This window comes from uncultured Devosia sp. (genome assembly GCF_913055165.1).
Taxonomy (GTDB): Bacteria; Pseudomonadota; Alphaproteobacteria; order Rhizobiales; family Devosiaceae; genus Devosia.
The window spans coordinates 1-22926 of sequence record NZ_CAJXJS010000058.1; the positions used below are offsets into that span (position 1 = coordinate 1).

The following is a 22926-nucleotide window of genomic DNA, read 5'->3' on the forward strand; positions in this document are numbered from 1 at the left end:
CCGCCACTGGTCGCTGCAGGCCGCCCTGACGCGAGAGGAATGAGGGGATTATGCGGGAGATTTTGGAGCCGGGGATAAAGATACCCGGGGATGGTCGATCTCGTCCGTCCGTTGCTCCTCACCGAGAGTGCCGCGTTGGCACGCATTATTTGATTCTGGATGCAGCTAATTCGAGTTGGCGGGTTAATAGGGCCGCAGCCAGGGCGACAACCGCAGAGGCCAACATCACGAGCAGTAAGCCTGGCCGGACATTTTCTGCGGTCAGAACGGCACCCGCGACCGCTGCCATGACGGAGGCGCCTGCCACTGTAATTGCACTGGCCAGCCCGGCGGCGCTTCCCGTGTGTGTTTGTCGAACTGAAATCGCCCCAGCGCTGGCGCTCGGCTGCGTCAGACCGTTCGACACGCCGACGAACAGGCATGGCCCAAATAGTGCCAGTACATGGTCGATGCCGGCGGCGTAAAGGATGAGACCGAGCAATAGGCCGGCGCAGGCGAGGACCCGTCCTGCAGTCAGAATTGTGGTCATCGGTAACCTGCCAGCGACCCGGCCTGCCAGAAAACTACCGGCCATGAAGCCACCTGTGATTGAGCCCATGTAAAGACCAAGGATCGCCGGCGACAGATCGAAGGTTGAAGCGGCCAGTGGTGCGCCGGCAAGGAAGGCATAGAAGGCGCCAACGGAGAAGGCACTACACACGCAGTATGCCCAGAAGCGCTTTGAGCCGAGGAGCTCGGGATAGGCCCGGTACTGCCTCGCCATCGTGTCTGAGGGTGCGTTGTTCGTTTCGCTCAGGTCTATCCAGCACAAGACCAGAACTGCGGTGCCGAAGAGTGCCAGAACGTGGAAGCTGGCCCTCCAACCCAGCACCTGATCGAGGAAGCCGCCGGCGGAAGGCCCGAGCATGGGCGCTATGGCCCAGGCCATGGCCAGATAACCAAAATGGCCGGCTGCCTGCTCCTTGCTGGTCGTGTCGCGGATCACGGCGAGCGACACTGCATATGTTGGGGCAATGACAGCCTGGACCATTCGGCAAGCGAGAAAGGTCCATGCGTCAGGTGCCAGGGCGCATCCGACAGTCGCCGCTATGAAAATGACCAACGCCCCAAGGATCACCGGCCTGCGGCCGAAGCGGTCGGAAAGCGGACCGAGAACAAGTTGAAGGCATGCCGACACCCCCGCATATGCCGCCAATGAAAGTCCCATGGTCCCGTAGTCCACATCGAACTCCGCGGCCATGCTCGGGAGCGATGGGAGGAAATAATTGATCGGAAGAATTGCCAGCGCCGATAACAATATCAGCGTGGACAGGCGGGGGCCTCGCAACAGATTTTGCATGATGATGACCGCATAGATAGCTTGACCAGTCGATGGGCAACAAAAAAGCCCCTCTCGGGGGCCTGATTACCGCGCATGGGTGCTTCCGCTGGCCGCTATGCCGCCAAACCCATGCGCCCACTTACTACTGCTGGATATTTCTTGATCATCGTTTTGAAAACCTAGGGCGCGAAATTTGCATCGTCAACTCGCCATCGGCCTATCGCAGCAATCAAACTACCGGCGCCAAGAGCAAAGATTCCGCAAACCACCCAATACCAGCCAGCAAACCCGCACCGCTACGGCTTTGGCGGATCGCTGGTCAGCACTTGCAGGACCAGGTCCAGCGCCGCCTCGACGGTCGCCTTGCGGATGGCGTCACGGCCGAGGTCGCCAAAGCGGTGTTCGATGACGACGGTGGCCAGTTCAGAAGAAACGGCGACATAGACCAGACCCACGGGCTTTTTCTCGCTGCCGCCATCGGGGCCGGCAATGCCGGTGACGGCCACGGCGTAGTCGACGCGCGCGGTGTTGCGGGCCCCGTCGGCCATGGCGCGGGCGACCTGGTTGCTCACGGCGCCATAGTCACGGATCAGGCGCGGCTGCACCTGGATCATGCGCGACTTGGCCGAATTGGCATAGGTGACATAGCCGCCATAGATGGCAGCGGACGCGCCTGGGATATCGGTGAGCGCGGAGGCAACCATGCCGCCGGTGCAGCTTTCGGCCGTGACAATGGTCTGGTTGCGCTCAGTCAGGATGTCGATGATCTGCTTGCCTGCAGACGGTTTTGTCTTGGTTGCCATGTCAGTCGATCCTCGGCACTTCCACGCTGGCGCTGGCCATTGACACGATACCCTCCTCACGCCCGATAAACCCGAGCTTTTCGTTTGTCGTCGCCTTGACCGCCACGCGATCTGCAGAAATGCCGAGGGTTTCGGCGATGGCAGCGCACATGGCAGGCACGTGAGCGGCAATCCTCGGTGCTTCGGCAACGATTGTCACGTCCAGATTGACGATACGCCCCCCACGCTGCCTGACAAGGTCTCCCGCATGACGCAGGAAGAGGGAAGAGGCCGCGCCCTTCCATTGCGGATCGCTGGGAGGGAAGTGGGTACCGATATCGCCTTCACCGATGGCGCCGAGCAAGGCATCGGTGAGCGCATGCAAGGCCACGTCGGCATCTGAATGACCCTGCAATTTCGCCTTGTGGGGGATTTTGACGCCGCACAGCCACACGGCGTCGCCGGGCGCGAAGGGGTGGACGTCGTAGCCGGTGCCGATCCGGGTTTCGGTGCCAGGGTTCGCCATGATGATGCGCTCCGCTCGATCGAAGTCTTCGGGATGGGTGATCTTGATATTGTTGCGCTCGCCTTCGACCATGGCGACGCGGAGCCCGGCCCATTCTGCGATCTCGGCGTCGTCGGTGAATTCCCGCCTGATTGATTCCGCGCGCATATGGGCCGAGAAAATCTGGCCGAAGCGGAACCCCTGAGGGGTCTGGGCGGCAAAGAGTTGGCGACGATCTTCAGTGGCCGCGATCAACTCCCCGTCGAGCGACCTCTTGATGGTGTCGGTGACCGGCAAGGTGGGCAAGACGCCGTCATTCTGGTCAAGGGCGGCGATGACCCGGTCGAGCAAGGCCAATGTGGCGAATGGCCTGGCCGCGTCGTGGATCAGAACACGATCTGGCCGCAGAGGGGCGAGGGCCTTCAAGCCCGCCAGAACCGAGCCCTGGCGCGTGGACGCGCCATGAACGGGTGGCAGGAGACGGCTATCCGCCAAGTTCAGCGCCGCGTACCGGTCTGCATGGTCGGCGTGAATGACCGGGACAATATGCGTGATGCCCTGATGGGCGAAGAATGCGGTCATCGTCCGCGCCAGAATCGGCTGACCTGCAACAGGGCGATATTGCTTGGGAGTATTTTGTCCGCTACCAGCCGCACGCTCACCCTTACCCGCGGCGACGACGATGACGGCTGTGGATTTTGGACGCATGGCGTTGTTGGCACCGGAAAACTCGGACAGGACATCGTCTAGCCGCCACTCAGACATGCGGCAAGAGCAGGGCTGATTTACTGCTGTGCGACACCGAGAGCTGGTTGCGCGCGTTCAGAAATTGATTATTGTGCGGGCACTGTTGCCGAATTGAACATTTCTGGGGCAATTCTTTGACTAACACTGCCTGCGCATTGAGCATTGGTGGGCATGCCATCCGCAATCGGGCCTTCCTTGCGCCGATGGCTGGCATTACCGACCGGCCCTTCCGGGAAATCGCGGAACGCTTTGGTGCGGGCCTGGTGGTTTCCGAGATGGTGGCCAGCTCAGCCCTGACGACCGGCCATGAGGGCATGGTCCGCAAGCTGACGCGCGCTGGGACGCTGCCGCATGTGGTGCAGCTGGCCGGGTGCGAGGCGCAATGGATGGCAGAGGGCGCCCGGATCGCCGAGGGTGCGGGGGCCGATATCATCGATATCAATTTTGGCTGCCCGGCCAAGCGGGTGACCAATGGCTATGCCGGCTCGGCGCTGATGCGGGTGCCGGACGTGGCGCTCGGCATTGTCGAGGCCGTGGCGAGCGCGACTACGCGTCCCGTGACCGTCAAGATGCGATTGGGCTGGGATGACGAGAGCCTCAACGCGCCGCAGATTGCGCGGCTGGCGGTGAGTGCGGGCGCCCAGATGATTACCGTTCATGGCCGCACGCGGCAGCAATTCTACAAGGGCAGTGCGCGTTGGACACTGGTCCGCGAAGTGGTGGATGCGGTCGATGTGCCCGTGGTGGTCAATGGCGACATTGTCGATGCGACGAGCGCGCAGCGGGCTCTCGATGAGTCCGGGGCTGCTGCAGTGATGCTCGGCCGGGGTGCGCAAGGGCAACCCTGGAAGGTCGGGCAGATCGGCGTGGCGCTTGAGGGCGGGGTACCTGCTGCCGCGCCCGAGGACGAAGTCCTGGTGGCGCTGATCCGGCAGCACTACGAAGAGATGCTGCTCGATTATGGCGTCGAGGTGGGGCTGCGGGCGGCGCGCAAGCATCTGGGCTGGTATGCCGATGCGGCGGGCCTGAACCTCGACAAGGGCATGCGGACACGGTTGCTGGACAATGACGATACCAAGGCGGTGCTTGCGCTGATCGGCACCCTCTTTTCAGGCGAATGGAGGGCGGCCGCGTGAGCAGTGCTGTGGTGATGGATCTTGATTCCGTGCCGGCGCGAGCGGTGCTGCAGGCCCTCCCGCAACCCATTCTGGTGCTGGACGAGGGGCGGCACATCCAGTTCGTGAACTATGCCGCCGAGGCGTTTTTCGGAGCCTCGCTGAGCGTGCTGACGCGGCAGACGCTGGACGACCTCATTGCCTTCGGGTCACCGATCATCTCGCTGGTTGAAACGGTGGCACAGCGGCGGGCGCCGATGACGGAGTATCGCGTGCGGGTCGGCTCGTCCCGCTTTGGCGACGAACGCATCGCGGACGTCTTTGCCAGCCCGATCTCCGACACGGATGGCCGGGTCGCTGTCCTGATCCAGGAGCGCACCATGGCCGACAAGATCGACCGTCAAATGGTGTCGCGCGGTGCAGCCCGTTCGGTCACCGGCCTTGCCTCCATGCTGGCGCATGAGATCAAGAACCCTCTTTCGGGCATTCGCGGTGCGGCGCAATTGCTGGAGCAGTCGGTACCCTCAGATGAGGTGCCCCTGGCGCGGCTGATCCGGGAGGAGACCGATCGCATCGTGGGGCTCATCGACCGGGTGGAAGTGTTCGGCGATGAGCGTCCCATGGAACGCGAGCCGATCAATATTCACGTGGTGCTCGATCGGGTCAAACTCTTGGCCCGGAATGGCGTGGCGCGGGGCATTACCTTCTCGGAGGAATATGACCCGTCGCTGCCCCCGGTCTTCGGCAATCGCGACCAACTGATCCAGATCTTCCTGAACCTGATCAAGAACGCCTCAGAAGCGCTTGAAAGAACACAGAAACCGGAAATCAAGATTAGCACGGCGTTCCGGCCGGGCATTCGGATCAGCGTTGCCGGGGTCGCCGAGCGCATCTCGTTGCCACTGGAGATCGTGATCGAGGATAACGGCCCGGGCGTGCCGCCGGATATCCTGCCGTTCCTGTTCGATCCGTTTGTGACGACCAAGACCAATGGGTCGGGCCTGGGACTGGCCCTGGTGGCCAAGATCGTCGGCGATCATGGCGGGGTCATAGACTGTGACAGCCGGCCTGGTCGCACGCGCTTCCGCATCCTGCTGCCGGTGGCCAGTGGTGCCTTCCAATCTCCCGCCGACGTCGAAGAGGGTTCGCCCGCATGAGCCATGTCGTTCTGCTCGCCGATGATGATGCCGCCATTCGCATGGTGCTCAATCAGGCCTTGACCCGTGCCGGCTACGAAGTGCGGCCCACTGGCAATATCTCAACCATGTGGAACTGGGTGAGCCGGGGCGAGGGCGATATCCTGATCACCGATGTGGCGATGCCCGATGGCAATGCCTTCGAGGTGATGCCCAAGATCAAAAAGCTCCGCCCGGAGCTGCCGATGATCGTGATGAGCGCGCAGAATACCTTCATGACGGCCATCCGGGCCTCGGAAGTGGGCGCTTATGAGTACCTGCCCAAGCCCTTCGACATTACCGAAGTGCTCTCCGTGGTGGCGCGGGCACTCGCCGACGCGAAGAAGCCAACCAATGCCGAGCGCAAGGCCGAGGAGCCGGGAGAGACCATGCCACTGGTCGGGCGCTCCACCGCCATGCAGGACATCTATCGGGCTCTGGCTCGGCTGATGCAGACCGACCTGACGGTGATGATCACCGGCGAGAGCGGCACGGGCAAGGAACTGGTGGCGCGCGCGCTGCACGATTTCGGCAAGCGGCGCAACGGACCATTTGTGGCCATCAACATGGCCGCCATTCCGCGCGACCTGATCGAAGCGGAACTTTTCGGGCATGAGAAGGGGGCGTTTACCGGGGCAAATACTCGCTCTTCAGGCCGGTTCGAACAGGCCGAAGGTGGTACACTCTTCCTCGACGAGATCGGCGACATGCCGATGGACGCACAAACCCGCCTGCTGCGCGTGCTGCAGGAGGGCGAATACACGATGGTGGGTGGCCGCAATGCCATCAAGACCAATGTGCGCATCGTGGCTGCCACGCATCGTGATCTCAGCCAGATGATCCGGCAGGGCCTGTTCCGTGAGGATCTGTACTATCGCCTGAACGTGGTTCCGATCCGCCTGCCGCCGCTGCGCGAGCGCATTGATGACATCACCGACCTGGTGCAGCATTTCCTGCGTCTGGCGCAGCGTGAGGGCGACCCACCAAAGACCATTTCGCCCGAAGCCATCCGGCTGATGCAGAACTACAATTGGCCGGGCAATATCCGTGAACTGGAGAACCTGGTCCGGCGGCTGTCGGCCCTATATGCCGATGAGCAGATTTCCGCCGAGATTGTGCAGAATGAGCTCAATATCGTCGATCGCCCGTCGGTCAACGCGTCCTCGGGACCGGTCGATATTTCCATGGCGGTAGAGACGCATGTGGGGCAGCTGCTGCGTGAGCACGAGCCGAACCTGCCTCCGGCAGGCATGTATCAGCGTGTGATCGACAAGGTCGAAGCCCCGCTGATCGCCATGGCGCTCAACGCCTGTGGCGGCAATCAGATCAAGGCAGCGGATCTGCTCGGATTGAACCGCAACACGCTGCGCAAGAAGATCCGGACGCATTCCATCGAGATCGTCAAGCATAGTCGCCGGGGCGGGTAGGGGGTAGCGCTCCGGATTGCCGCGTTCGGGCCGTGCCTGGGTCCTCTGCTGTGTCTGGGCATCGCCGACACGGCATCGAGCATGCCATTCGAGCATAGCTCTCATGGCCTCAGTCCCTAAAATCGCTCCCATCGGAACTGTATTACCATTTGAGCTCAGACTCGTGGCAGGGGGTCACTGTGTTCGTGCCCTGCGAGTGTAGCTCTTCGGGCCTCGGCCGCGGAAAACGCGCCACTGGCGCGTTTTCTCGTCGCGGCCGAGTGTCACATTTTGGCAACAATTGTCTTGAAGGGTCGCCGGAATTGGGTCAGGCTTCGCCCTTCCTCGGGTTTTGCGCCTACATCTTGGCTTGCAGAGCGCTGTGGTAGCACCACGACCTGTGGTTGAAGCGGAGAAACTGGGCAGTTTATGGCCGATATGGTCTCAGCCAGTACTGATGAACGACGCGCCCCGGCGGACGAATCGTCCGTTGGGCGTCGGACGTTCTTTCGCATTCAGCAGAACTACTCCCTGCGTGTGCTCGGCTTTGTTGTGGTCACCGCATCAGTGCTGATGTCCTCAGTGTCCTTCTTCATCCTGTCCGGCATCACCAATATCGAGCCTTCGCCCACGGTGTGGACAGTCATCTGGGTGGTCACCGGGCTACTGGTGCTGCTGGTGATCGCATTGGTGGTGACCGAGGCGGTGCTTTTGTTTCAGGCCCGCATGCGGGGCGTGCCGGGTGCTGGCCTGCAGGTGCGCATGGTGGCAATGTTCGCCTTCGTGGCGGCAGTCCCTGCGGCTCTGGTGGCCGTGGTGGCCACGATCGCCCTCAATCAGGGGCTGGATCAATGGTTTTCCGAGCGCACGCGCGCCATGGTGGAAAGCTCGCGGCTGGTGGCGCGCTCCTACATGCTCGAGCACGCCCAGGTGCTGCGCGATGACATCATCTGGGTGGCCACCGAGCTGGAGCAGGCGCGCGCGACCTATGAGAATGAGCCGCAGCGTTTCGAACGCATCCTGACCGCTCTGGCTGTGACACGATCCCTGCCGTTCACCGCCCTGATCGATCGGGCGGGCGAGACATTGATGCGGGCCCAGATCAATGTCGCTGGTTCCTACCCCAAGCTGCCGGCCGGTGTGACGGACGGCGTCGTCGAAGGCATTCCGACCCCGATCGCGCCAGGGTCAACGCAGTTCGTTGGTTCGGTGGTCAAGCTGCGCGGTTATGACGACATCTACTTGTTCGTGGCACGGCCCGTCGATGCCGAAGTGCTTGAATATATGCGGCTAACCGACGAGAATATAACGGAATATCGGGAGTACGCGTCCAATCGCCTGGTGTTCCAGATCACCTTTACGATCATGTATGTCGGTCTGGCAGTGGTGCTGCTGCTGGCGGCGCTCTGGGTCGGTATCGCGCTGGCCAACCGGTTCGTGGATCCGATCCGAAACCTGATGATTGCTTCGCGCCGCGTCAGTGCGGGAGATTTGGACGTCCAGGTACCGGTGCAGGAGGGCAGGGGCGACCTTCGAGACTTGTCCAACGGCTTCAACCGTATGACACAGCAATTGAAATCCCAGCGCCTTGACCTGCTCAAGGCCAATGAAGTCAACGAGAAGCGGCGCCAGTTCACCGAAGCGGTGGTGGAGGGTGTCTCGGCCGGCATTATCGGCCTTGATCCCTATGGTGCGGTGACGCTCGTCAATGCGCGGGCCTGCGAGATGCTCGGGCGCACCGAGATCGAGTTGATGGGCGAACCCATGGACAAGATCATGCCGGAGCTGACCGCAACGCTGGAGAAGGCCCGGTCGGCCCGCCGTGGGCAGGTTCGCGACCAGATTCAGCTGGGCAATGAAACCGATCGCCGCATCTATCAGGTGCAATTGACCCGCGAGGGCTCGATTACCGAGTCCAAGGGCTTCGTGCTGACATTCGACGACATCACCGATCTCGAATCCGCGCAGAGGACAAGCGCCTGGGCGGATGTGGCGCGGCGCATCGCCCATGAAATCAAGAACCCCCTGACGCCGATCCAGCTATCGGCCGAGCGATTGCGACGGCGCTACGGCAACAAGCTGGAAGACGACCGCGATGTTTTTGACAAATGCATCAACACCATAGTTCGACAGGTCGGCGATATCGGCCGCATGGTCGATGAGTTCTCGGCCTTTGCGCGAATGCCCGAATCCGCGCCCGAAATGGCCGATCTCAGCGACGCCATAAGGCAAGCGGTGTTCTTGGAAAGCGTGCGACTGCCTGAGGTCAATATTGTCACCCTGCTGCCGGACGAAACCATCATGGCGTGGTTCGATACGAGGCTGGTGTCCCAGTCGCTGACGAACCTGATCAAAAATGCCGTGGAGGCCTTTGAGGGTGTCACCCTTTCGGGGGATTGGCAGCCCACAATCATCGTGGAGGCCCATATCGAGGCCAATCACGCTCGTATCTCGGTGTCCGACAACGGGAAAGGCTGGCCGGCCGAAAACCGGCAGAGGCTGCTTGAACCCTATATGACGACACGCGAGAAGGGGACTGGTCTTGGGCTTGCAATTGTTGCCCGCATTATCGAGCAACATGGCGGCATCGTCGAGTTGATCGACGCCGAGCCGGATTCCCATGGCAGGGTCGGGGCCTGCGTCACGTTCACACTTCCGTTGCAATCACCAGCGAAGAGCACCACAGAGACAGGAACCGCGGCGGCGGACGATAATCCTGCCCAACAGGAGGGGCCGCGCATGCCCGCGGTTGTTCACAAGTAAATGGCTTTGGACATTCTGATCATCGATGACGAGGACGATATCCGCGACCTGATCGCCGGTATCCTCGAAGACGAAGGCTATGAGGCGCGCCAGGCCCATGACGCCGATAGCGGACTTAATGAAATCGCGCGCCGTCGGCCCAGCCTGGTGTTCCTCGATATCTGGATGCAGGGGTCGCGGCTCGACGGACTGCAATTGCTCGATGTGTTCCAGAGCCAGCATCCGGACATGCCTGTCGTGATGATCTCGGGCCACGGCAATATCGAGACGGCCGTTTCGGCGATCCGTCGCGGCGCCTATGACTATATCGAGAAGCCCTTCAAGATCGACAGGCTGCTCCACGTTACCCAACGGGCCCTCGAGGCCACGCGGCTGCGGAGCGAGGTGGCAGAACTCAAGGAGCGGTCCGCGAGCAAAAGCGCGGAAATGGTCGGCACCTCGCCGGCGCTGCAACAGGTGCGCGGGGTGATCGAGAAGTCGGCCCCCACGAATTCGCGCATTTTCATCTCAGGTCCGAGTGGTGCCGGAAAGGGCCTTGTGGCCCGGCAGATCCATCAGCGCAGCCCGCGCGCCGACGCCCCGTTTGTGGAGATCAACGCCTCGCTTTACGCGCCCGAGGAAGTGCCGGTGGTGCTCTTTGGCCGGGAGGCGCGAGACAAATCGGGCATGCTCAAGGTCGAGGTGGGCGCGCTTGAGCGGGCGCATGGGGGCACGCTTTATCTCTCTGAGGTCACGACCTTGCCGCAGCAGGTGCAGACCACATTGCTGCGCACCTTGGTAGAAAACCGGTTCCAGCGTGTTGGCGGCGCCCAGGCTGTGCCGATCGATGTGCGCATCATCTCCTCCAGCTCGCAGAATGTGGCGGCCCAGGTGGAGGCGGGCGATTTCCGGTCCGATCTGTTTCACCGGCTGTCGATCGTCCCGCTGCCTCTGACGCCACTCAAGGAACGGCGCGAAGACGTGCCGCCGCTGGTGGCGGTGTTCATCGAGCAGATCTGCCGGATGCACAATCTGCAGCGGCTTAATATCGGCGAGGATGCAATGGCCGTGCTGCAGGCGCAGGACTGGCCGGGCAATGCGCGCCAACTGCGCAATTCCATCGAGCGTCTCCTGATTCTGATGAAGGACCAGCAGCCCGAGAATGGCGTGATTACCGCTGCCATGCTCCCATCGGACATTGGCGAAGTATTGCCCACCGTGGGGGACGCAGATGCGTCGGCCCATCTGATGAGCCTGCCGCTGCGTGAGGCCCGCGAGGTGTTTGAACGGCAGTATCTGCTGGCGCAGATCGAGCGCTTCGGCGGCAATATTTCCAAGACAGCGGAGTTCGTGGGCATGGAGCGCAGCGCTCTTCATCGCAAGATCAAGTCGCTGGGGCTCTGAAAACACTGCAAAAAATGGCTTCCCCTCATGCACTGACGGCGGGTAGGCAGTGGGGTGCAAACGTGCCATAGTGCATTATATGATAATTCGGGCACCGGGGGCTGGGCGGCAGTCCCTTATGGTCCGGGCGCAAGTTTTTGCGGAAACAACAGCGACAATAAAGCCGCGGCAAAGAGGCCACAAATGGCTAGCGAAAAGCAGCAAAACCTGCAGGATTCCTTTCTCAACCATGTTCGCAAGCAGAAGGTGCCTGTCACCATTTTCCTGGTGAACGGCGTCAAGCTGCAGGGCGTCATCACCTGGTTTGACAATTTCTGCCTTCTGCTGCGCCGGGATGCGCAGTCTCAATTGGTCTATAAGCACGCCATCTCGACCATCATGCCCGGCGCGCCGATTCAGTTGTTCGATCCCGAGCAGAGCACAGATCACGACTGACCGCTTAAATGCATGAACCGGACGATGAGCGGGCGGCCCAGCCGGGCGGTCCACAGCGCTATATAGACCGGCAGGCACAGCCGACGCGCACCGGGCTCGTGTGTCCGGACGTCAGGGGCAAATCCTCCTATCACAGCATTGAAGCCCGCCAGGCCGAATTCGAGGGCCTGGCGCGGGCCATTGCCCTCGACATCGTGTTTTCCGAGGTCGTCAGGGTGCGCGAAATCCGTCCGGCGACCTATATCGGGGCGGGTCATGTGGAAACACTCGCCGAGAAGGTGAAGGCCGAGCATATCGAATTGCTGCTGGTCGATGCGGCGCTAACGCCGATCCAGCAGCGCAATCTGGAGCGCGAGACCGGCACCAAGGTGCTGGATCGCACGGCGCTGATCCTCGAGATATTCGGGGAGCGCGCGGCGACGCGCGAGGGCGTGCTGCAGGTGGAACTGGCCCATCTGAACTATCAGAAGGGGCGCCTGGTGCGGTCATGGACACACCTTGAGCGCCAAAGGGGCAGCGGCGGCACCGGCTTCATGGGCGGGCCGGGCGAAACCCAGATCGAAAGCGACCGTCGGCAGATCACCGAGCGGATTGTGCTGCTCGAGGATCGGCTGGAGAAGATCAAGAAGACGCGCGAACAGCAGCGGCGGCAGCGGACCAAGGCGCTAATTCCAGTGGTAGCGCTCGTTGGCTATACCAATGCTGGAAAATCCAGCCTGTTCAATGTCTTGACCGGGGCAGGGGTGTTTGCCGAGAACCTGCTTTTTGCCACGCTCGACACGACGGTCCGAAAGATCGCGTTGCCGCACGGGCGCGAGGTCATGCTCAGCGATACGGTGGGATTTGTCGCGGACCTACCGCATGACCTGGTGGCGGCGTTCCGCGCGACGCTGGAAGAAGTGGTGGATGCCGACATCATTCTCCATGTGCGCGACATCGCCAATCCAGACCATGCGGCGCAGGCGCAGGACGTGCTCACCGTGCTCGAAGAGCTGGGCGTTTCCTCGGAGACGACACCCATCATCGAGGTGTGGAACAAGATTGATCTACTCGATGAGCCAGGACTGACGCTTGCTTCGGCAAGTCCGGCTGGCAAGGTGGTCGCCACCATGCCGGTGTCAGCGCATAGCGGGCAGGGTCTTGATGCGCTCAAACTCAAGATTGAGCAGCTTCTCAGTGAACAGAGCCGCACTTATCATGTGCATGTGCCCCATAGCGCGGGCAGCGATATCGGCTGGTTGCACAACAATGCCGAAGTGATCTCGCGCGACGACGGGAACGAGCAGGGGTCCGATTTCGTGGTTCGGGTCGACCCACGGCATCGGGCGGAGTTCCTCGAGCGTTTCAACGGCCGGATCGCGGTGTCCGACCTCTAGCCCTTGTCCCTGGTCCGGATTTCGTTCCAGTAGCCATCGAGGCGCTCTAGACCTGCTGCGGCCGGGTCGAGGCCGTCTTCGCGACAGCGGGCTTCGACATAGTGGAAGCGGCGGGTGAACTTGGAATTGGCGTCGCGCAGGGCGGCCTCGGGGTCCACGCCGGCCTTGCGGGCCAGATTTGCGACGGCGAACAGCAGATCACCGATTTCCTCGCGCAGCGCGTTCTCGTCGCCGGCGCTTTCGGCCTCGGCGACTTCAGCAAGCTCCTCCTCGATCTTGGCGCGGACGGCCGGCAGGTCGGGCCAATCGAAGCCAACCTTGGCGGCGCGCTTGGTAAGTTTCTCGGCGCGGGCGAGGGCGGGCAATACCTGTGGTACATCATCGAGAATTGAGGGGGTGCTGTCGCCCTTGCGTTCGGCCTTGGCGGCTCGCTCTCGCACCTTGATGGCTTCCCATCTGTCCTGAGCATCAACCGCGCCGTTGGCCACCACATCGCCAAAGACATGGGGATGGCGGCGGATCAGCTTTTCGGTGATGGCCTCGACCACATCGCCAATGTCAAAATGGCCGGCCTCCTTGGCCATCTGGGCGTGGTAGATCGGCTGCAGCAGCAGATCGCCGAGTTCCTCGCGCAGATCGCCGAAATCCTCGCGCTCGATGGCATCGGCGACTTCGTAGGCTTCTTCAATGGTGTAGTGCCGGATGGAGCGGAAGTCCTGCACCAGGTCCCAGGGGCAACCGCCATTCGGGTCACGTAGCGCGGCCATGATCTCGATGAGGCGGGAGATATCGCGAGATGGCTGCATGGTGGGGATGTCCGGAGTGGTTGGGATTCGGTGCGAGCACCATAGCAAAGCATGGGACGAGTGGGACGGGGCGGCGCATCAATCAGGCATTTTTCCGCATATCCACATTTCGCATAATATATATTATGGAACTTTTATGTGTGAGAACTTGCAGAAAATGCGCGCTTTGAGGCCCGATGTTTGCTGCAAGCACGCTGGCTCAGCGGTTGAGGACGCGCCCCGCGGTGACATCGATCTGCATCCCGTCAAACGCTGGCGTGACGTCGGACGGTGTCTCGGCTTCCGTTGCAGCGTAGTCGAGATCAATATGCATGTTGGTGAGCACGGCCTGTCGTGGACGAAAGCGCTCAATCAGCTCGAGCGTTTCAGGCAGGCTCAAATGACTTGGATGCGGCGTCGGACGCAGCGCGTCGACAATCCAGACGTCGAGGTCTTGCAGGGCTGCATCTGCGCTACTGGGAACAGCTGACAGATCGCAACAATATGCCAGGCCGCCGATGCGGTAGCCGAAGGCGTTGATATCGCCATGCACCAGATCAAAAGCCTGCAGTTCCAGCGCTCCGCCTGGACCATCCACCGAGACGGTATCGCCATCGGCAATTTCGTGGGCATTGAGGATGGGCGGATAAGAGCCGCCGGGCGGCGTGGCAAAGCAATAGCCGAAGGCCTCTCTGAGGCGCGCGCCGCACGGTGCGGAAAAATATACATCGACCCGGCGACGATTGTGCAGCGCCAGGACGCGCAGATCGTCTATGCCGTGGGTATGGTCGGCATGCTCATGGGTATACAGAACAGCGTCGAGCCGATCGACATGGGCGCCCAATAGCTGTTCGCGCAAATCGGCACCTGTGTCGATGAGGACGCGCGTGGGGTGCTCAACGCCATCGCGCCAGCCCTCGATAAGCAGCGAACAGCGGCGACGGCGATTGCGTGGTTCACGGGGGTCGCAGGCGCCCCAGACATGTCCGACACGCGGAACGCCTCCGGATGACCCGCAGCCCAGAATGGTCGCGATGATCCGGTCGGATGCTGCCACGGCCTATCTCACGCCGGTCTTTGCGAAAAGACGACCAAAATTGGCGGTCGACTCCGCGCCAAGCTGTTCGAGCGATATTCCGCGCACCTCAGCGAGCTTCTCTGCGGTGTGGCGGACAAAGCTGGGTTCGTTTGACTGGCCACGGTGTGGAATGGGCGCCAGATACGGCGCGTCGGTTTCGACGAGGTAGCGATCAGCCGGCACGATTTTGGCGACTTCGCGGATCTCCTCGGCGTTCTTGAACGTGATGATGCCGGAGAACGACACGTAGCCACCCAGCCTAAGGGCACGCTGGGCCAGATCCATGCCGGCGGTGAAGCAATGCAGAACGAAGGGGAAGGCCCCCTGCCCGGCCTCTTCCTCGAGGATGGAAGCCATGTCTTCATCGGCCTGGCGGCTGTGGATAACCAGTGGAAGACCGGTGATGCGAGCGGCGGCAATATGGCGGCGCAGACCGGTGGCCTGAGCATCGCGCGGGGCGTTGTCGTAGAAGTAGTCAAGGCCGGCCTCGCCGATGGCAACGCAGCGCGGATGGGCACTTAGCCGGACAAGATCATCCGTCTGGATATGCAGTTCCTCATGCGCATTATGCGGATGGGTGCCGACGGAGCACCAGACGTTCTCGCAACGTTCCGCCAACCCAACATAGGTGGAAAAGTTTTCCACCCTTGTGGATATCGTCACCATGCCGGTGACGCCGGCAGCCGCTGCACGCGCCATGACGCCGTCCAGATCGCTGGACAGGGCCTCGAAATCGAGATGGCAATGGCTGTCGATCAGCATGGTCACTCAGCCGGTTCTGCTTCGACATAGCGCGGAAAGACCCCGACGGGCGCCGGCAGGCTCTTGCCAGGTTGCGCCCTGCCAGTGGGACCTAGCCGGTTGAAGCCACGCTCATCCTGACCCAAGCCAAGCAGTTCGAGCAATTTGTCAGCCGCTTCGGGCATCACGGGCTGACACAGAATGCCTACCTGACGCAGCAGCTCGATGGTCACATAGAGCACGGTCGCCATACGATCCGGGTCATTTTTGCGCAGCGCCCAGGGCTCCTGAGCTGCGAAATAGCGATTGGTGTCGGACACCACCTGCCAGACGGCGGCAAGCATCGTATGAAGCGCCTGCACCGAAACCGCTTGTCTGGTGGTCTCGTGCAGAGCGTCGACGGCATCGAGCACCATCTGGTCCTCGGCCGTGAAGGGGCCGGGCGTGGGCACCACGGCGCCACAATGCTTGTTGACCATCGACAGTGAGCGTTGCGCCAGATTGCCCAGATCATTGGCCAAGTCTGCATTGATGCGATTGACGATGGCTTCATGGCTGTAGGAGCCGTCCTGCCCGAACGGTACCTCGCGCAGCAAGTAATAGCGCAGCGCATCGCGGCCGTATTTGTCGGCCAGTTCAAACGGGTCGACGACGTTGCCGACCGATTTGCTCATTTTCTCGCCACGATTGAACAAAAAGCCGTGCGCAAAGACGCGCTTGGGCAGTTCGATGCCTGCGCTCATGAGGAAGGCTGGCCAGTAGACGGCGTGGAAGCGAATGATGTCCTTGCCGATCATATGTACATCGGCCGGCCAGAACCGTCGGCGCTCTGCCGTCTCGTCCGGAAAACCTGTGGCCGTGATATAATTGGTTAGCGCATCGACCCAGACATACATGACATGCTTGTCATTGCCCGGCACCTTGATGCCCCAGTCGAAGGTCGCGCGCGACACGGAGAGGTCGCGCAGCCCTGATTTGACGAAGCTAACGACTTCATTGCGTCGCTCGGCCGGAGCAATGAAGTCGGGATTGGCGTCATAGTGGGCTAGCAAGCGCTCGCCAAAGGCCGACAGGCGGAAAAAGTAGCTCTCTTCCTCCACCCATTCGACCGGCGAACCAAGTGGTTCGCGCCGCACACCGTCTTCGCCGAGGGTCGTTTCCTTTTCGTCGAAGAAGGCTTCCTGACGCACCGAGTACCAGCCCGAGTACTTGTCGAGATAGATGTCGCCCGCTTCTACCATACGCAGCCAAATCGCCTCGCTAGCGCGGTGATGGCGCGGTTCGGTGGTGCGGATATAGTCGTCATAGGAAATGTTGAGCTTGGCCCAAAGATCCTTGAACACGGCCGAATTGCGCGTCGCCAGTTCCAATGGCGAAATGCCCTCCTTAGCCGCCGTCTGCTGCATCTTTTGTCCATGCTCGTCCGTCCCGGTCAGAAACAGCACATCGTGGCCATCAAGTCGCTGGAAACGGGCGATGACGTCACTGGCAATGGCGGTATAGGCGTGACCGATGTGAGGAACGCCGTTGGGGTAGAAGATAGGAGTCGTAATAAAGAACGGCTTGGTGGTCATGCTGGCTCGGCGGGATTGGCGAACAGGGCGCAGTGCTTCCGGATGGCGTCGAAAATCACCATCAGCGTCTGTTTCATATCGAGATTGACGCTGTCGGCTTCGCCTAGGAGTGCGCCTGCCTTCTCCCATAGCTCAGTGGCGGAGGCAAGCCGGGAACGCCCTTGGGGCTGCAGGGCAGCGTCCCGCGTTTCGCCGGCGAGCCAATCATTCAGGATTTCACGCGCGAACGACATGTCCGGCCCCTGCGGATCGGCGCCCAGGGCATCTGCGAGCTGTATTTGTGCGGCAACCGGCATGCGCTCGGGCCCCTGCAGCCAGGCCAGCAGCGCGCCCACTGGCGAATTTTCGGCCAAGGCCAGGGTTTCGAAGGCACGGCGCGGCCGGCCGCCGGCGAGTTGCACGGCGCGGTCCAGCGTCTCGCTATCCAGTTCCGGATGGCTGGAACTCACCACGGTGCGAACCATTTCGTCACTTAATCCGCGCAAGGCCAGATTGTGACAGCGCGAGCGAATGGTGGGCAGCAATTGTCCGGGGCGGTGCGAGACAAGGAGAAAGGTCGTATCGGCGGGTGGTTCCTCGAGCGTCTTGAGCAAGGCGTTGGCCGCCGACGGATTGCACTCGTCGATCGAGTCCAGGATGGCGATGCGGTGACCCGCCCTGCCCCGCGTGTGCTGCAGGGTCTCGCGAAGTTCGCGCACATCTTCGACGCGGATCACCGAATAATATCCCTTGCTGTCTTTCGGCCGCCGTCTGAGCAACGCCAGATTGGGATGTGAAAGGGCGGCAACCTGCTCGCGAACCCGGTGAGGATCTTCGTCCCCGGTTGCCGTCAGGATGGCAGCGGCCAGTTCGAATGCGAGCGTGGCCTTGCCGATGCCCAGGGGGCCCTGGAGCATGATCGCGCCGGGCAGCCGATGCTCGGCGAGTTGAGTGAGGACGGCAGTGCGCGCTGCGTCATGGCCGATCGCCATCTGCCGCTGTTCGGGTAGCGGCAGTTCCGGAAGTGCGGCAGGGTCAGTCACGCAACGGGTCCCGTCTGCAGCTCAGGAAAACGGGCGCTGACGACATCCCAAATAGCCGCTTCCAGGCGCTCCTCGTCCTGTTCGGCCGAGATGACGACGCAGCGGTCCGCATTGTTCCGGGCGATATCCAGGAAGTTCTCGCGCAGGCGTCGATGCCAATCGAGCTCCTCCTTCTCGAAGCGGTCACCAGTCAACTGCAGCCCGTCTTCAACGGCGCGCTGCTCGACGCGGCGGAAGGCCACGGCGGGATCCATGTCGAGCACGATGGTGAGGTCGGGCGTGTGCCCATCAAGGGCGAGGTTTTCGAGCGCGTCGATGAGCTTGTCGTCCACCCCGCCCGTCAGGCCCTGATAGGCGCGGGTGGAATCGCAGAACCTGTCGGAAACCACCCAGGTTCCCTTGGCCAGGTTCGGGGCAATGAGCTGGTTGACGTGATCCAGCCGGGCCGCGGCGAAAAGCACGGCTTCTGCGCCGGCGCCCCAGGCCTCGGAACGCCCCTGAAGGATGAAGGACCGGATAGCCTCGGCCTTGGGCGTGCCACCAGGCTCGCGGGTTCGCACGGCCTCGATCGCATGCTGGCCCAGATTGTTCAGCAAGCGGCGCACCTGTGTCGACTTGCCGACACCTTCACCGCCCTCGAAGGTGATAAAACGGGCTGGGCGTCGGTTGGGCGCTTCGAGCATTGGCAGGCTGATTCCTTGGGTCTGGTTCCTTTTAAGGCACCTGAGCCGATGGGAAAAGCGGGGAGCGAGGTTGCCCGCCTTTCGAGCCGCCACTCGACCATAGGTCTCGTGGCCTCCTCATCTCCGATCACGCCACTGGCTTGACCGTCCCTTCAACGCGGCTCAAAGCCAGCCAAGCGCCAGTTGCTTCAGGGCGTCGGTAGCGCGGCGCACCAGATCGCCCTGCCCCACGCTTTCAGCGGCGTAGAGGGGAGCGGCCTGGACGAGCTGATCATTGCAATAAACGCGCAGCTCGGCGATCCGGTCGCCCTGCGTGACCGGCGGCAGCAGTGGTGCCCGATAATTGACCGTCGCCGACAGGCATTGCCGGGAACCGCGCGGGAGGTAGAGCGCGATTTCGCCATTGCCGACCAGTCCGACATTGGGGCTGGCGCCACCATAAACGTCCGCATATGCGACGATCTGGCCCTCGGCATAGGGGGTGAAGCGCTCGAAGGCGCGCGCGCCCCAGGTGAGGAGCTTGCGGGCTTCTTCCGTGCGCTCGCGCATGGAACCGAGGCCATGGACCACCGCGATGAGTCGCCGGTCTCCCTGATCCGTGGACGTCACCGATCCGTAACCGGCCGCTTCCGTATGCCCGGTCTTCAGACCATCGACACCGATGCCCATTTCGACCAGTGAATTGCGGTTGGACTGGTTGATGCCGTTCCACTCCATCGAGGGTTCGGAGAAGTAGTGATAGTACTCGGGAAACTCGCGGATGAGGTAGCGCGCAAGCTCGGCAAGGTCGCGGGCCGTCGAATATTCATCGGGGTCCGGCAGGCCAGTGGAATTGGTGAAGTTAGAGCCTTCAAGGCCAAGGTCTCGCGCCAGCTCGTTCATCATCAATGCAAAGGTAGCCTCGGAGCCGGCAATGCCTTCAGCCAGAACGATAGCGGCGTCGTTGCCGGACTGGATGATGACGGAGCGCACCAGGTCTTCGACACGGATCTGCGAGTTGAGTTCGGCAAACATTGTCGAGCCGCCGGAGGCCGCCCCGCCTGTGCGCCAGGCGTTTTCGGAGACGAAAAACTCGTCATCCAGGCTCACGCGCCCGGCCCTGATCTCGTTGAAGACCACAGCCAGCGTCATGAGCTTTGTCATGCTAGCGGGTTCCAGGGCTGCGTCCGCTTCCTTCTGGAAGATGACCGTGCCGGACTCGTAGTCCATCAGCACGGCAAATTTCGCCTTGGTGTCAAATTCGGCCTGCGCGACCGCCGATCCGACGAGGGCAAGGATAGCAAATATGGCAGCGAGCACTCGCACGGCGCATGTTCCTCGTCTTTGCGACTTCAACGCCGAACTCCTCCCGGCGCAATATAGACGCAATTAATAGAGAATTGCGTCAGTCAGGCCAAGGTCTTGCGCGAGATTGAGTACGTCCTGGGCCGTCGCTCCGGGTTTCAGTCGCGTCATTGTGAGCTTTGTGGCCGTCCGGCCGTTGAGCGAGACCAGCTCCTCGTTGACGGCGCCAAGCATGGCAAATTGCTGGGCGACGGCTGCGGCATTGCTGGGGTCAGCGAAGATACCCAGAGCCAATTGTATATCGCGGTTGTCGGCGTCGACCGAACCGGCCCAGTCAGCGAGCGCGGCATTGCCGCTGGCCATGGCATTGGCGGCCGCATGGGCCGAACCGACGGCTGCATCCAGTTGCTGGGGTGACGCATCGGCATAGGAGAAGAGACCAGAGATGAAGTTGGTGGTCATGCCAACCAGGCTGCGGTTGCTCTGACCGCCCGAGCTGGCGACGCGGATCGGGCCTGCGTCGTAGTCGGCCGGGCCATTGTAGCTGGCCACCAGCATGCGGGTATCATCACCCTCAAGCGGGGCCTGGCCGACATATTCGACATGAACGCTGGTCGAGCCCTTGTTGACGTAGCCCAGCATGGAGGCTGCGCGGTAGCTGAGATCGATGATGCGGCCGGAGACATATGGGCCGCGGTCGTTGACGCGGACGATCAGCGAGCGGCCATTGGCGGTGTTGGTCACGCGCACATAGGAAGGCAGGGGCAAGGTCGGATGCGCGGCGGTGATGGCGTTGGCCGAGAAGATTTCGCCATTTGCCGTGCGGCGGCCATGGAAATCAGAACCGTACCAGGAGGCGGTGCCCGAGGCGGAATAGCTCGGATCATGCTGGGGCACGTAGGTCTTGCCGCGCACGGTATAGGGCTTGCCGATCTGATAGCGGCCGCCGCCCTTGGGCGGGTTCGGATTGGATGTGACGCGCGGCGAGACGGCGACACCATATTCGCTGGAGGTGAAGGCGGCGCGTTTAACCGTCGCGCCGAGATTGCCCGTGGCGCAGGCGGCCAGGGAGGGGGCGATCAGGGCGGCCAGGGCCATGGCACGAACAGCGTTACGCCAGGTGGTCGTCACGATACGCAATACTCTACAAAATCAGACCTTTTCGCCGAAAGGATAGCGAGTCCGATGCCCAGTTCACAGAAAGGAACAATTTTACGGTTTAGGAGGGGTTAACCCAAGTTCGCTCCCCGACTGACCGCCATGAGGGAACGACGTACCAAGGGCGGGTCTTGGCGCTTGACTGATATAAAGATATCTTTATGTCATGGCTGCGCAGCTCCCTGCCCCAACATGATCTGAAAGAGAGGACGGCGATGAGCCCCTCCCCCGCCCCCCATGCCGAGACCACCGTGATTCCGGACTGGAACGAGGTGCGCGAAGCGCTGACCCGCGCCATGCAGGAGCGCATCCTTATCCTGGATGGCGCGATGGGCACGATGATCCAGCGCCTGGGATTGACGGAAGAAAACTTCCAGGGCGAGCGGTTCAAGGGCTGGAGTCACCCTCTCAAGGGCAATAATGACCTTCTGGTCATCACCGAGCCGGAGATGATCGAGGACATCCATCTCCAGTATTATCTTGCAGGCGCGGATATCGTTGAAACCAACACGTTCTCGGCCACCTCGGTGGCGCAGGCGGACTATGCCTGCGAGGAGGCGGTTTACGACATCAACTATTGGGGCGTTGTCTGCGCGCGCCGAGCTGCCATTCGCGCGGAAAAGCACGACGGCCGCCGTCGTTTTGTTGCTGGCGCCCTGGGGCCGACCAACAAGACCTCGTCAATGTCCACCGACGTCAACAGCCCGGGCCACCGGGCCATCACTTTTGACGAGCTGGTTGCGGCCTATGGCGAAGCCATTCGCGGGCTGGTCGACGCGGGTGCGGACCTGCTGTTGTTCGAGACCATCACCGATACGCTGAACACAAAGGCGGGCATCTTTGCCGCCCAGCGGTTGTTCGAAGAACGCGGCATCGACGTGCCGATCATGATTTCGGGCACGATTACCGACTTGTCTGGTCGTACCCTCTCCGGTCAGACGCCGACGGCCTTCTGGTATTCGGTGCGGCACGCCAACCCGATCACCATCGGGCTCAATTGCGCCCTGGGTGCGGACCTGATGCGCGACCACATTTCCGAGCTCTCAGGGGTCGCTGACACCTTTATCTGCGCCTACCCCAATGCGGGCCTGCCCAATGAAATGGGTGCCTATGATGAGACGCCCGAGCAGATGGCCAGCCAGCTCGAGGCCTTTGCCAGCGATGGGCTGCTCAATATTGTCGGTGGCTGCTGCGGCTCGACGCCAGACCATATCCGGGCGATTGCAGAAACCGCCGCGCGCTTTGCACCGCGCCAGGTGCCGCATGCCGACCGGCTGCTGCGGCTGTCGGGGCTCGAGCCCTTCACGCTCACCAAGGATATTCCCTTCGTCAATATTGGCGAGCGTACCAATGTCACCGGGTCGGCCCGCTTCCGCAAGCTCATCACTGCCGGTGATTATTCTGCCGCGCTCGATGTCGCGCGCGACCAGGTGGCCAATGGCGCCCAGGTCATCGACATCAATATGGATGAGGGCCTGATCGACAGCCAGCAGGTGATGATCGAGTTCCTCAACCTGCTGGCGGCGGAACCCGACATCGCCAAAGTGCCGCTGATGATCGACTCCTCGAAGTGGGAGGTGATCGAGGCGGGCC

19 protein-coding genes are annotated in these 22926 nt (G+C 61.8%); 8 read left to right on the plus strand and 11 right to left on the minus strand.

What is annotated here, in order from left to right; genetic code table 11:
* Window positions 1–145 precede the first annotated feature (145 nt).
* The 3 genes from QZ564_RS15530 to QZ564_RS15540 all read right to left on the minus strand — a co-directional run bounded on the left by QZ564_RS15530 (window position 146) and on the right by QZ564_RS15540 (window position 3316).
* Complete coding sequence (locus QZ564_RS15530; protein ID WP_297111940.1) at window positions 146–1339, minus strand: multidrug effflux MFS transporter; 1194 nt, start codon at window positions 1337–1339, stop codon at window positions 146–148.
* Between the two features lie 278 nt (window positions 1340–1617).
* The gene (locus QZ564_RS15535) at window positions 1618–2124 is read right to left on the minus strand and encodes a CinA family protein (protein WP_297111941.1); all 507 of its coding nucleotides are present in this window, start codon (window positions 2122–2124) and stop codon (window positions 1618–1620) included.
* 1 nt (window position 2125) lies between these two features.
* Complete coding sequence (locus QZ564_RS15540; RefSeq protein ID WP_297111972.1) at window positions 2126–3316, minus strand: bifunctional 2-C-methyl-D-erythritol 4-phosphate cytidylyltransferase/2-C-methyl-D-erythritol 2,4-cyclodiphosphate synthase; 1191 nt, start codon at window positions 3314–3316, stop codon at window positions 2126–2128.
* Window positions 3317–3489: 173 nt separating this feature from the next.
* On the opposite strand from QZ564_RS15540, the gene dusB reads away from it, so the two are divergent.
* The 7 genes from dusB (at window position 3490) to hflX (ending at window position 13008) form a co-directional block, all read left to right on the plus strand.
* The gene (gene dusB, locus QZ564_RS15545; protein WP_297111943.1) at window positions 3490–4491 is read left to right on the plus strand and encodes a tRNA dihydrouridine synthase DusB; all 1002 of its coding nucleotides are present in this window, start codon (window positions 3490–3492) and stop codon (window positions 4489–4491) included.
* A 14-nt stretch (window positions 4492–4505) separates the two neighbouring features.
* Complete coding sequence (locus QZ564_RS15550; RefSeq protein WP_297111974.1) at window positions 4506–5627, plus strand: ATP-binding protein; 1122 nt, start codon at window positions 4506–4508, stop codon at window positions 5625–5627.
* Complete coding sequence (gene ntrC, locus QZ564_RS15555) at window positions 5624–7072, plus strand: nitrogen regulation protein NR(I) (RefSeq protein ID WP_297111945.1); 1449 nt, start codon at window positions 5624–5626, stop codon at window positions 7070–7072. The genes QZ564_RS15550 and ntrC overlap by 4 nt, the downstream gene beginning before the upstream one ends.
* 408 nt (window positions 7073–7480) lie before the next feature.
* The gene (locus tag QZ564_RS15560) at window positions 7481–9814 is read left to right on the plus strand and encodes a PAS domain-containing sensor histidine kinase (protein WP_297111948.1); all 2334 of its coding nucleotides are present in this window, start codon (window positions 7481–7483) and stop codon (window positions 9812–9814) included.
* On the plus strand, window positions 9815–11197 hold the full coding sequence (locus QZ564_RS15565; RefSeq protein ID WP_297111950.1) for a sigma-54 dependent transcriptional regulator: 1383 nt from the start codon (window positions 9815–9817) through the stop codon (window positions 11195–11197).
* Window positions 11198–11380: 183 nt separating this feature from the next.
* Window positions 11381–11632 carry an RNA chaperone Hfq gene (hfq, locus tag QZ564_RS15570; protein ID WP_104894367.1) on the plus strand — a complete coding sequence of 84 codons (252 nt, stop codon included), beginning with the start codon at window positions 11381–11383 and terminating at the stop codon, window positions 11630–11632.
* An 8-nt stretch (window positions 11633–11640) separates the two neighbouring features.
* The gene (gene hflX / locus QZ564_RS15575; protein ID WP_297111954.1) at window positions 11641–13008 is read left to right on the plus strand and encodes a GTPase HflX; all 1368 of its coding nucleotides are present in this window, start codon (window positions 11641–11643) and stop codon (window positions 13006–13008) included.
* Here hflX and mazG read toward each other — a convergent pair.
* The 8 genes from mazG to QZ564_RS15615 all read right to left on the minus strand — a co-directional run bounded on the left by mazG (window position 13005) and on the right by QZ564_RS15615 (window position 21306).
* Window positions 13005–13814: a nucleoside triphosphate pyrophosphohydrolase gene (gene mazG / locus QZ564_RS15580; protein WP_297111956.1), complete on the minus strand. Its 810-nt coding sequence runs from the start codon at window positions 13812–13814 to the stop codon at window positions 13005–13007. The genes hflX and mazG overlap by 4 nt on opposite strands.
* A gap of 199 nt (window positions 13815–14013) precedes the next feature.
* Complete coding sequence (locus tag QZ564_RS15585; RefSeq protein ID WP_297111958.1) at window positions 14014–14850, minus strand: MBL fold metallo-hydrolase; 837 nt, start codon at window positions 14848–14850, stop codon at window positions 14014–14016.
* A 3-nt stretch (window positions 14851–14853) separates the two neighbouring features.
* The gene (locus QZ564_RS15590) at window positions 14854–15633 is read right to left on the minus strand and encodes a TatD family hydrolase (RefSeq protein WP_297111976.1); all 780 of its coding nucleotides are present in this window, start codon (window positions 15631–15633) and stop codon (window positions 14854–14856) included.
* A 2-nt stretch (window positions 15634–15635) separates the two neighbouring features.
* Complete coding sequence (gene metG / locus QZ564_RS15595; RefSeq protein WP_297111960.1) at window positions 15636–17186, minus strand: methionine--tRNA ligase; 1551 nt, start codon at window positions 17184–17186, stop codon at window positions 15636–15638.
* The gene (locus QZ564_RS15600; RefSeq protein ID WP_297111962.1) at window positions 17183–18208 is read right to left on the minus strand and encodes an AAA family ATPase; all 1026 of its coding nucleotides are present in this window, start codon (window positions 18206–18208) and stop codon (window positions 17183–17185) included. The genes metG and QZ564_RS15600 overlap by 4 nt, the downstream gene beginning before the upstream one ends.
* A complete protein-coding gene (gene tmk / locus QZ564_RS15605) occupies window positions 18205–18891 on the minus strand; it encodes a dTMP kinase (RefSeq protein WP_297111964.1) in 687 nt (228 codons plus the stop codon). Before tmk ends, QZ564_RS15600 begins: the two co-directional genes overlap by 4 nt.
* Window positions 18892–19053: 162 nt before the next feature.
* Window positions 19054–20196, minus strand: coding sequence for a D-alanyl-D-alanine carboxypeptidase family protein (locus tag QZ564_RS15610; RefSeq protein WP_297111966.1), 1143 nt, complete (start codon window positions 20194–20196; stop codon window positions 19054–19056).
* A gap of 63 nt (window positions 20197–20259) precedes the next feature.
* Window positions 20260–21306 carry a septal ring lytic transglycosylase RlpA family protein gene (locus QZ564_RS15615; RefSeq protein WP_297111968.1) on the minus strand — a complete coding sequence of 349 codons (1047 nt, stop codon included), beginning with the start codon at window positions 21304–21306 and terminating at the stop codon, window positions 20260–20262.
* A 242-nt stretch (window positions 21307–21548) separates the two neighbouring features.
* On the opposite strand from QZ564_RS15615, the gene QZ564_RS15620 reads away from it, so the two are divergent.
* A partial coding sequence (locus QZ564_RS15620) for a homocysteine S-methyltransferase family protein (RefSeq protein ID WP_297111970.1) occupies window positions 21549–22926 on the plus strand: 1378 nt, incomplete at its 3' end.

Excerpts from the sequence above, each read along its gene's own strand:
- QZ564_RS15530 (WP_297111940.1), bottom strand. The coding sequence starts at position 1,339 with ATGCAAAATCTGTTGCGAGGCCCCCGCCTGTCCACGCTGATATTGTTA.
- QZ564_RS15535 (WP_297111941.1), bottom strand. The coding sequence starts at position 2,124 with ATGGCAACCAAGACAAAACCGTCTGCAGGCAAGCAGATCATCGACATC.
- QZ564_RS15540 (WP_297111972.1), bottom strand. The coding sequence starts at position 3,316 with ATGCGTCCAAAATCCACAGCCGTCATCGTCGTCGCCGCGGGTAAGGGT.
- QZ564_RS15550 (WP_297111974.1), top strand. The coding sequence starts at position 4,506 with ATGGATCTTGATTCCGTGCCGGCGCGAGCGGTGCTGCAGGCCCTCCCG.
- ntrC (WP_297111945.1), top strand. The coding sequence starts at position 5,624 with ATGAGCCATGTCGTTCTGCTCGCCGATGATGATGCCGCCATTCGCATG.
- QZ564_RS15560 (WP_297111948.1), top strand. The coding sequence starts at position 7,481 with ATGGCCGATATGGTCTCAGCCAGTACTGATGAACGACGCGCCCCGGCG.
- QZ564_RS15565 (WP_297111950.1), top strand. The coding sequence starts at position 9,815 with ATGGCTTTGGACATTCTGATCATCGATGACGAGGACGATATCCGCGAC.
- hfq (WP_104894367.1), top strand. The coding sequence starts at position 11,381 with ATGGCTAGCGAAAAGCAGCAAAACCTGCAGGATTCCTTTCTCAACCAT.
- hflX (WP_297111954.1), top strand. The coding sequence starts at position 11,641 with ATGCATGAACCGGACGATGAGCGGGCGGCCCAGCCGGGCGGTCCACAG.
- mazG (WP_297111956.1), bottom strand. The coding sequence starts at position 13,814 with ATGCAGCCATCTCGCGATATCTCCCGCCTCATCGAGATCATGGCCGCG.
- QZ564_RS15590 (WP_297111976.1), bottom strand. The coding sequence starts at position 15,633 with ATGCTGATCGACAGCCATTGCCATCTCGATTTCGAGGCCCTGTCCAGC.
- metG (WP_297111960.1), bottom strand. The coding sequence starts at position 17,186 with ATGACCACCAAGCCGTTCTTTATTACGACTCCTATCTTCTACCCCAAC.
- tmk (WP_297111964.1), bottom strand. The coding sequence starts at position 18,891 with ATGCTCGAAGCGCCCAACCGACGCCCAGCCCGTTTTATCACCTTCGAG.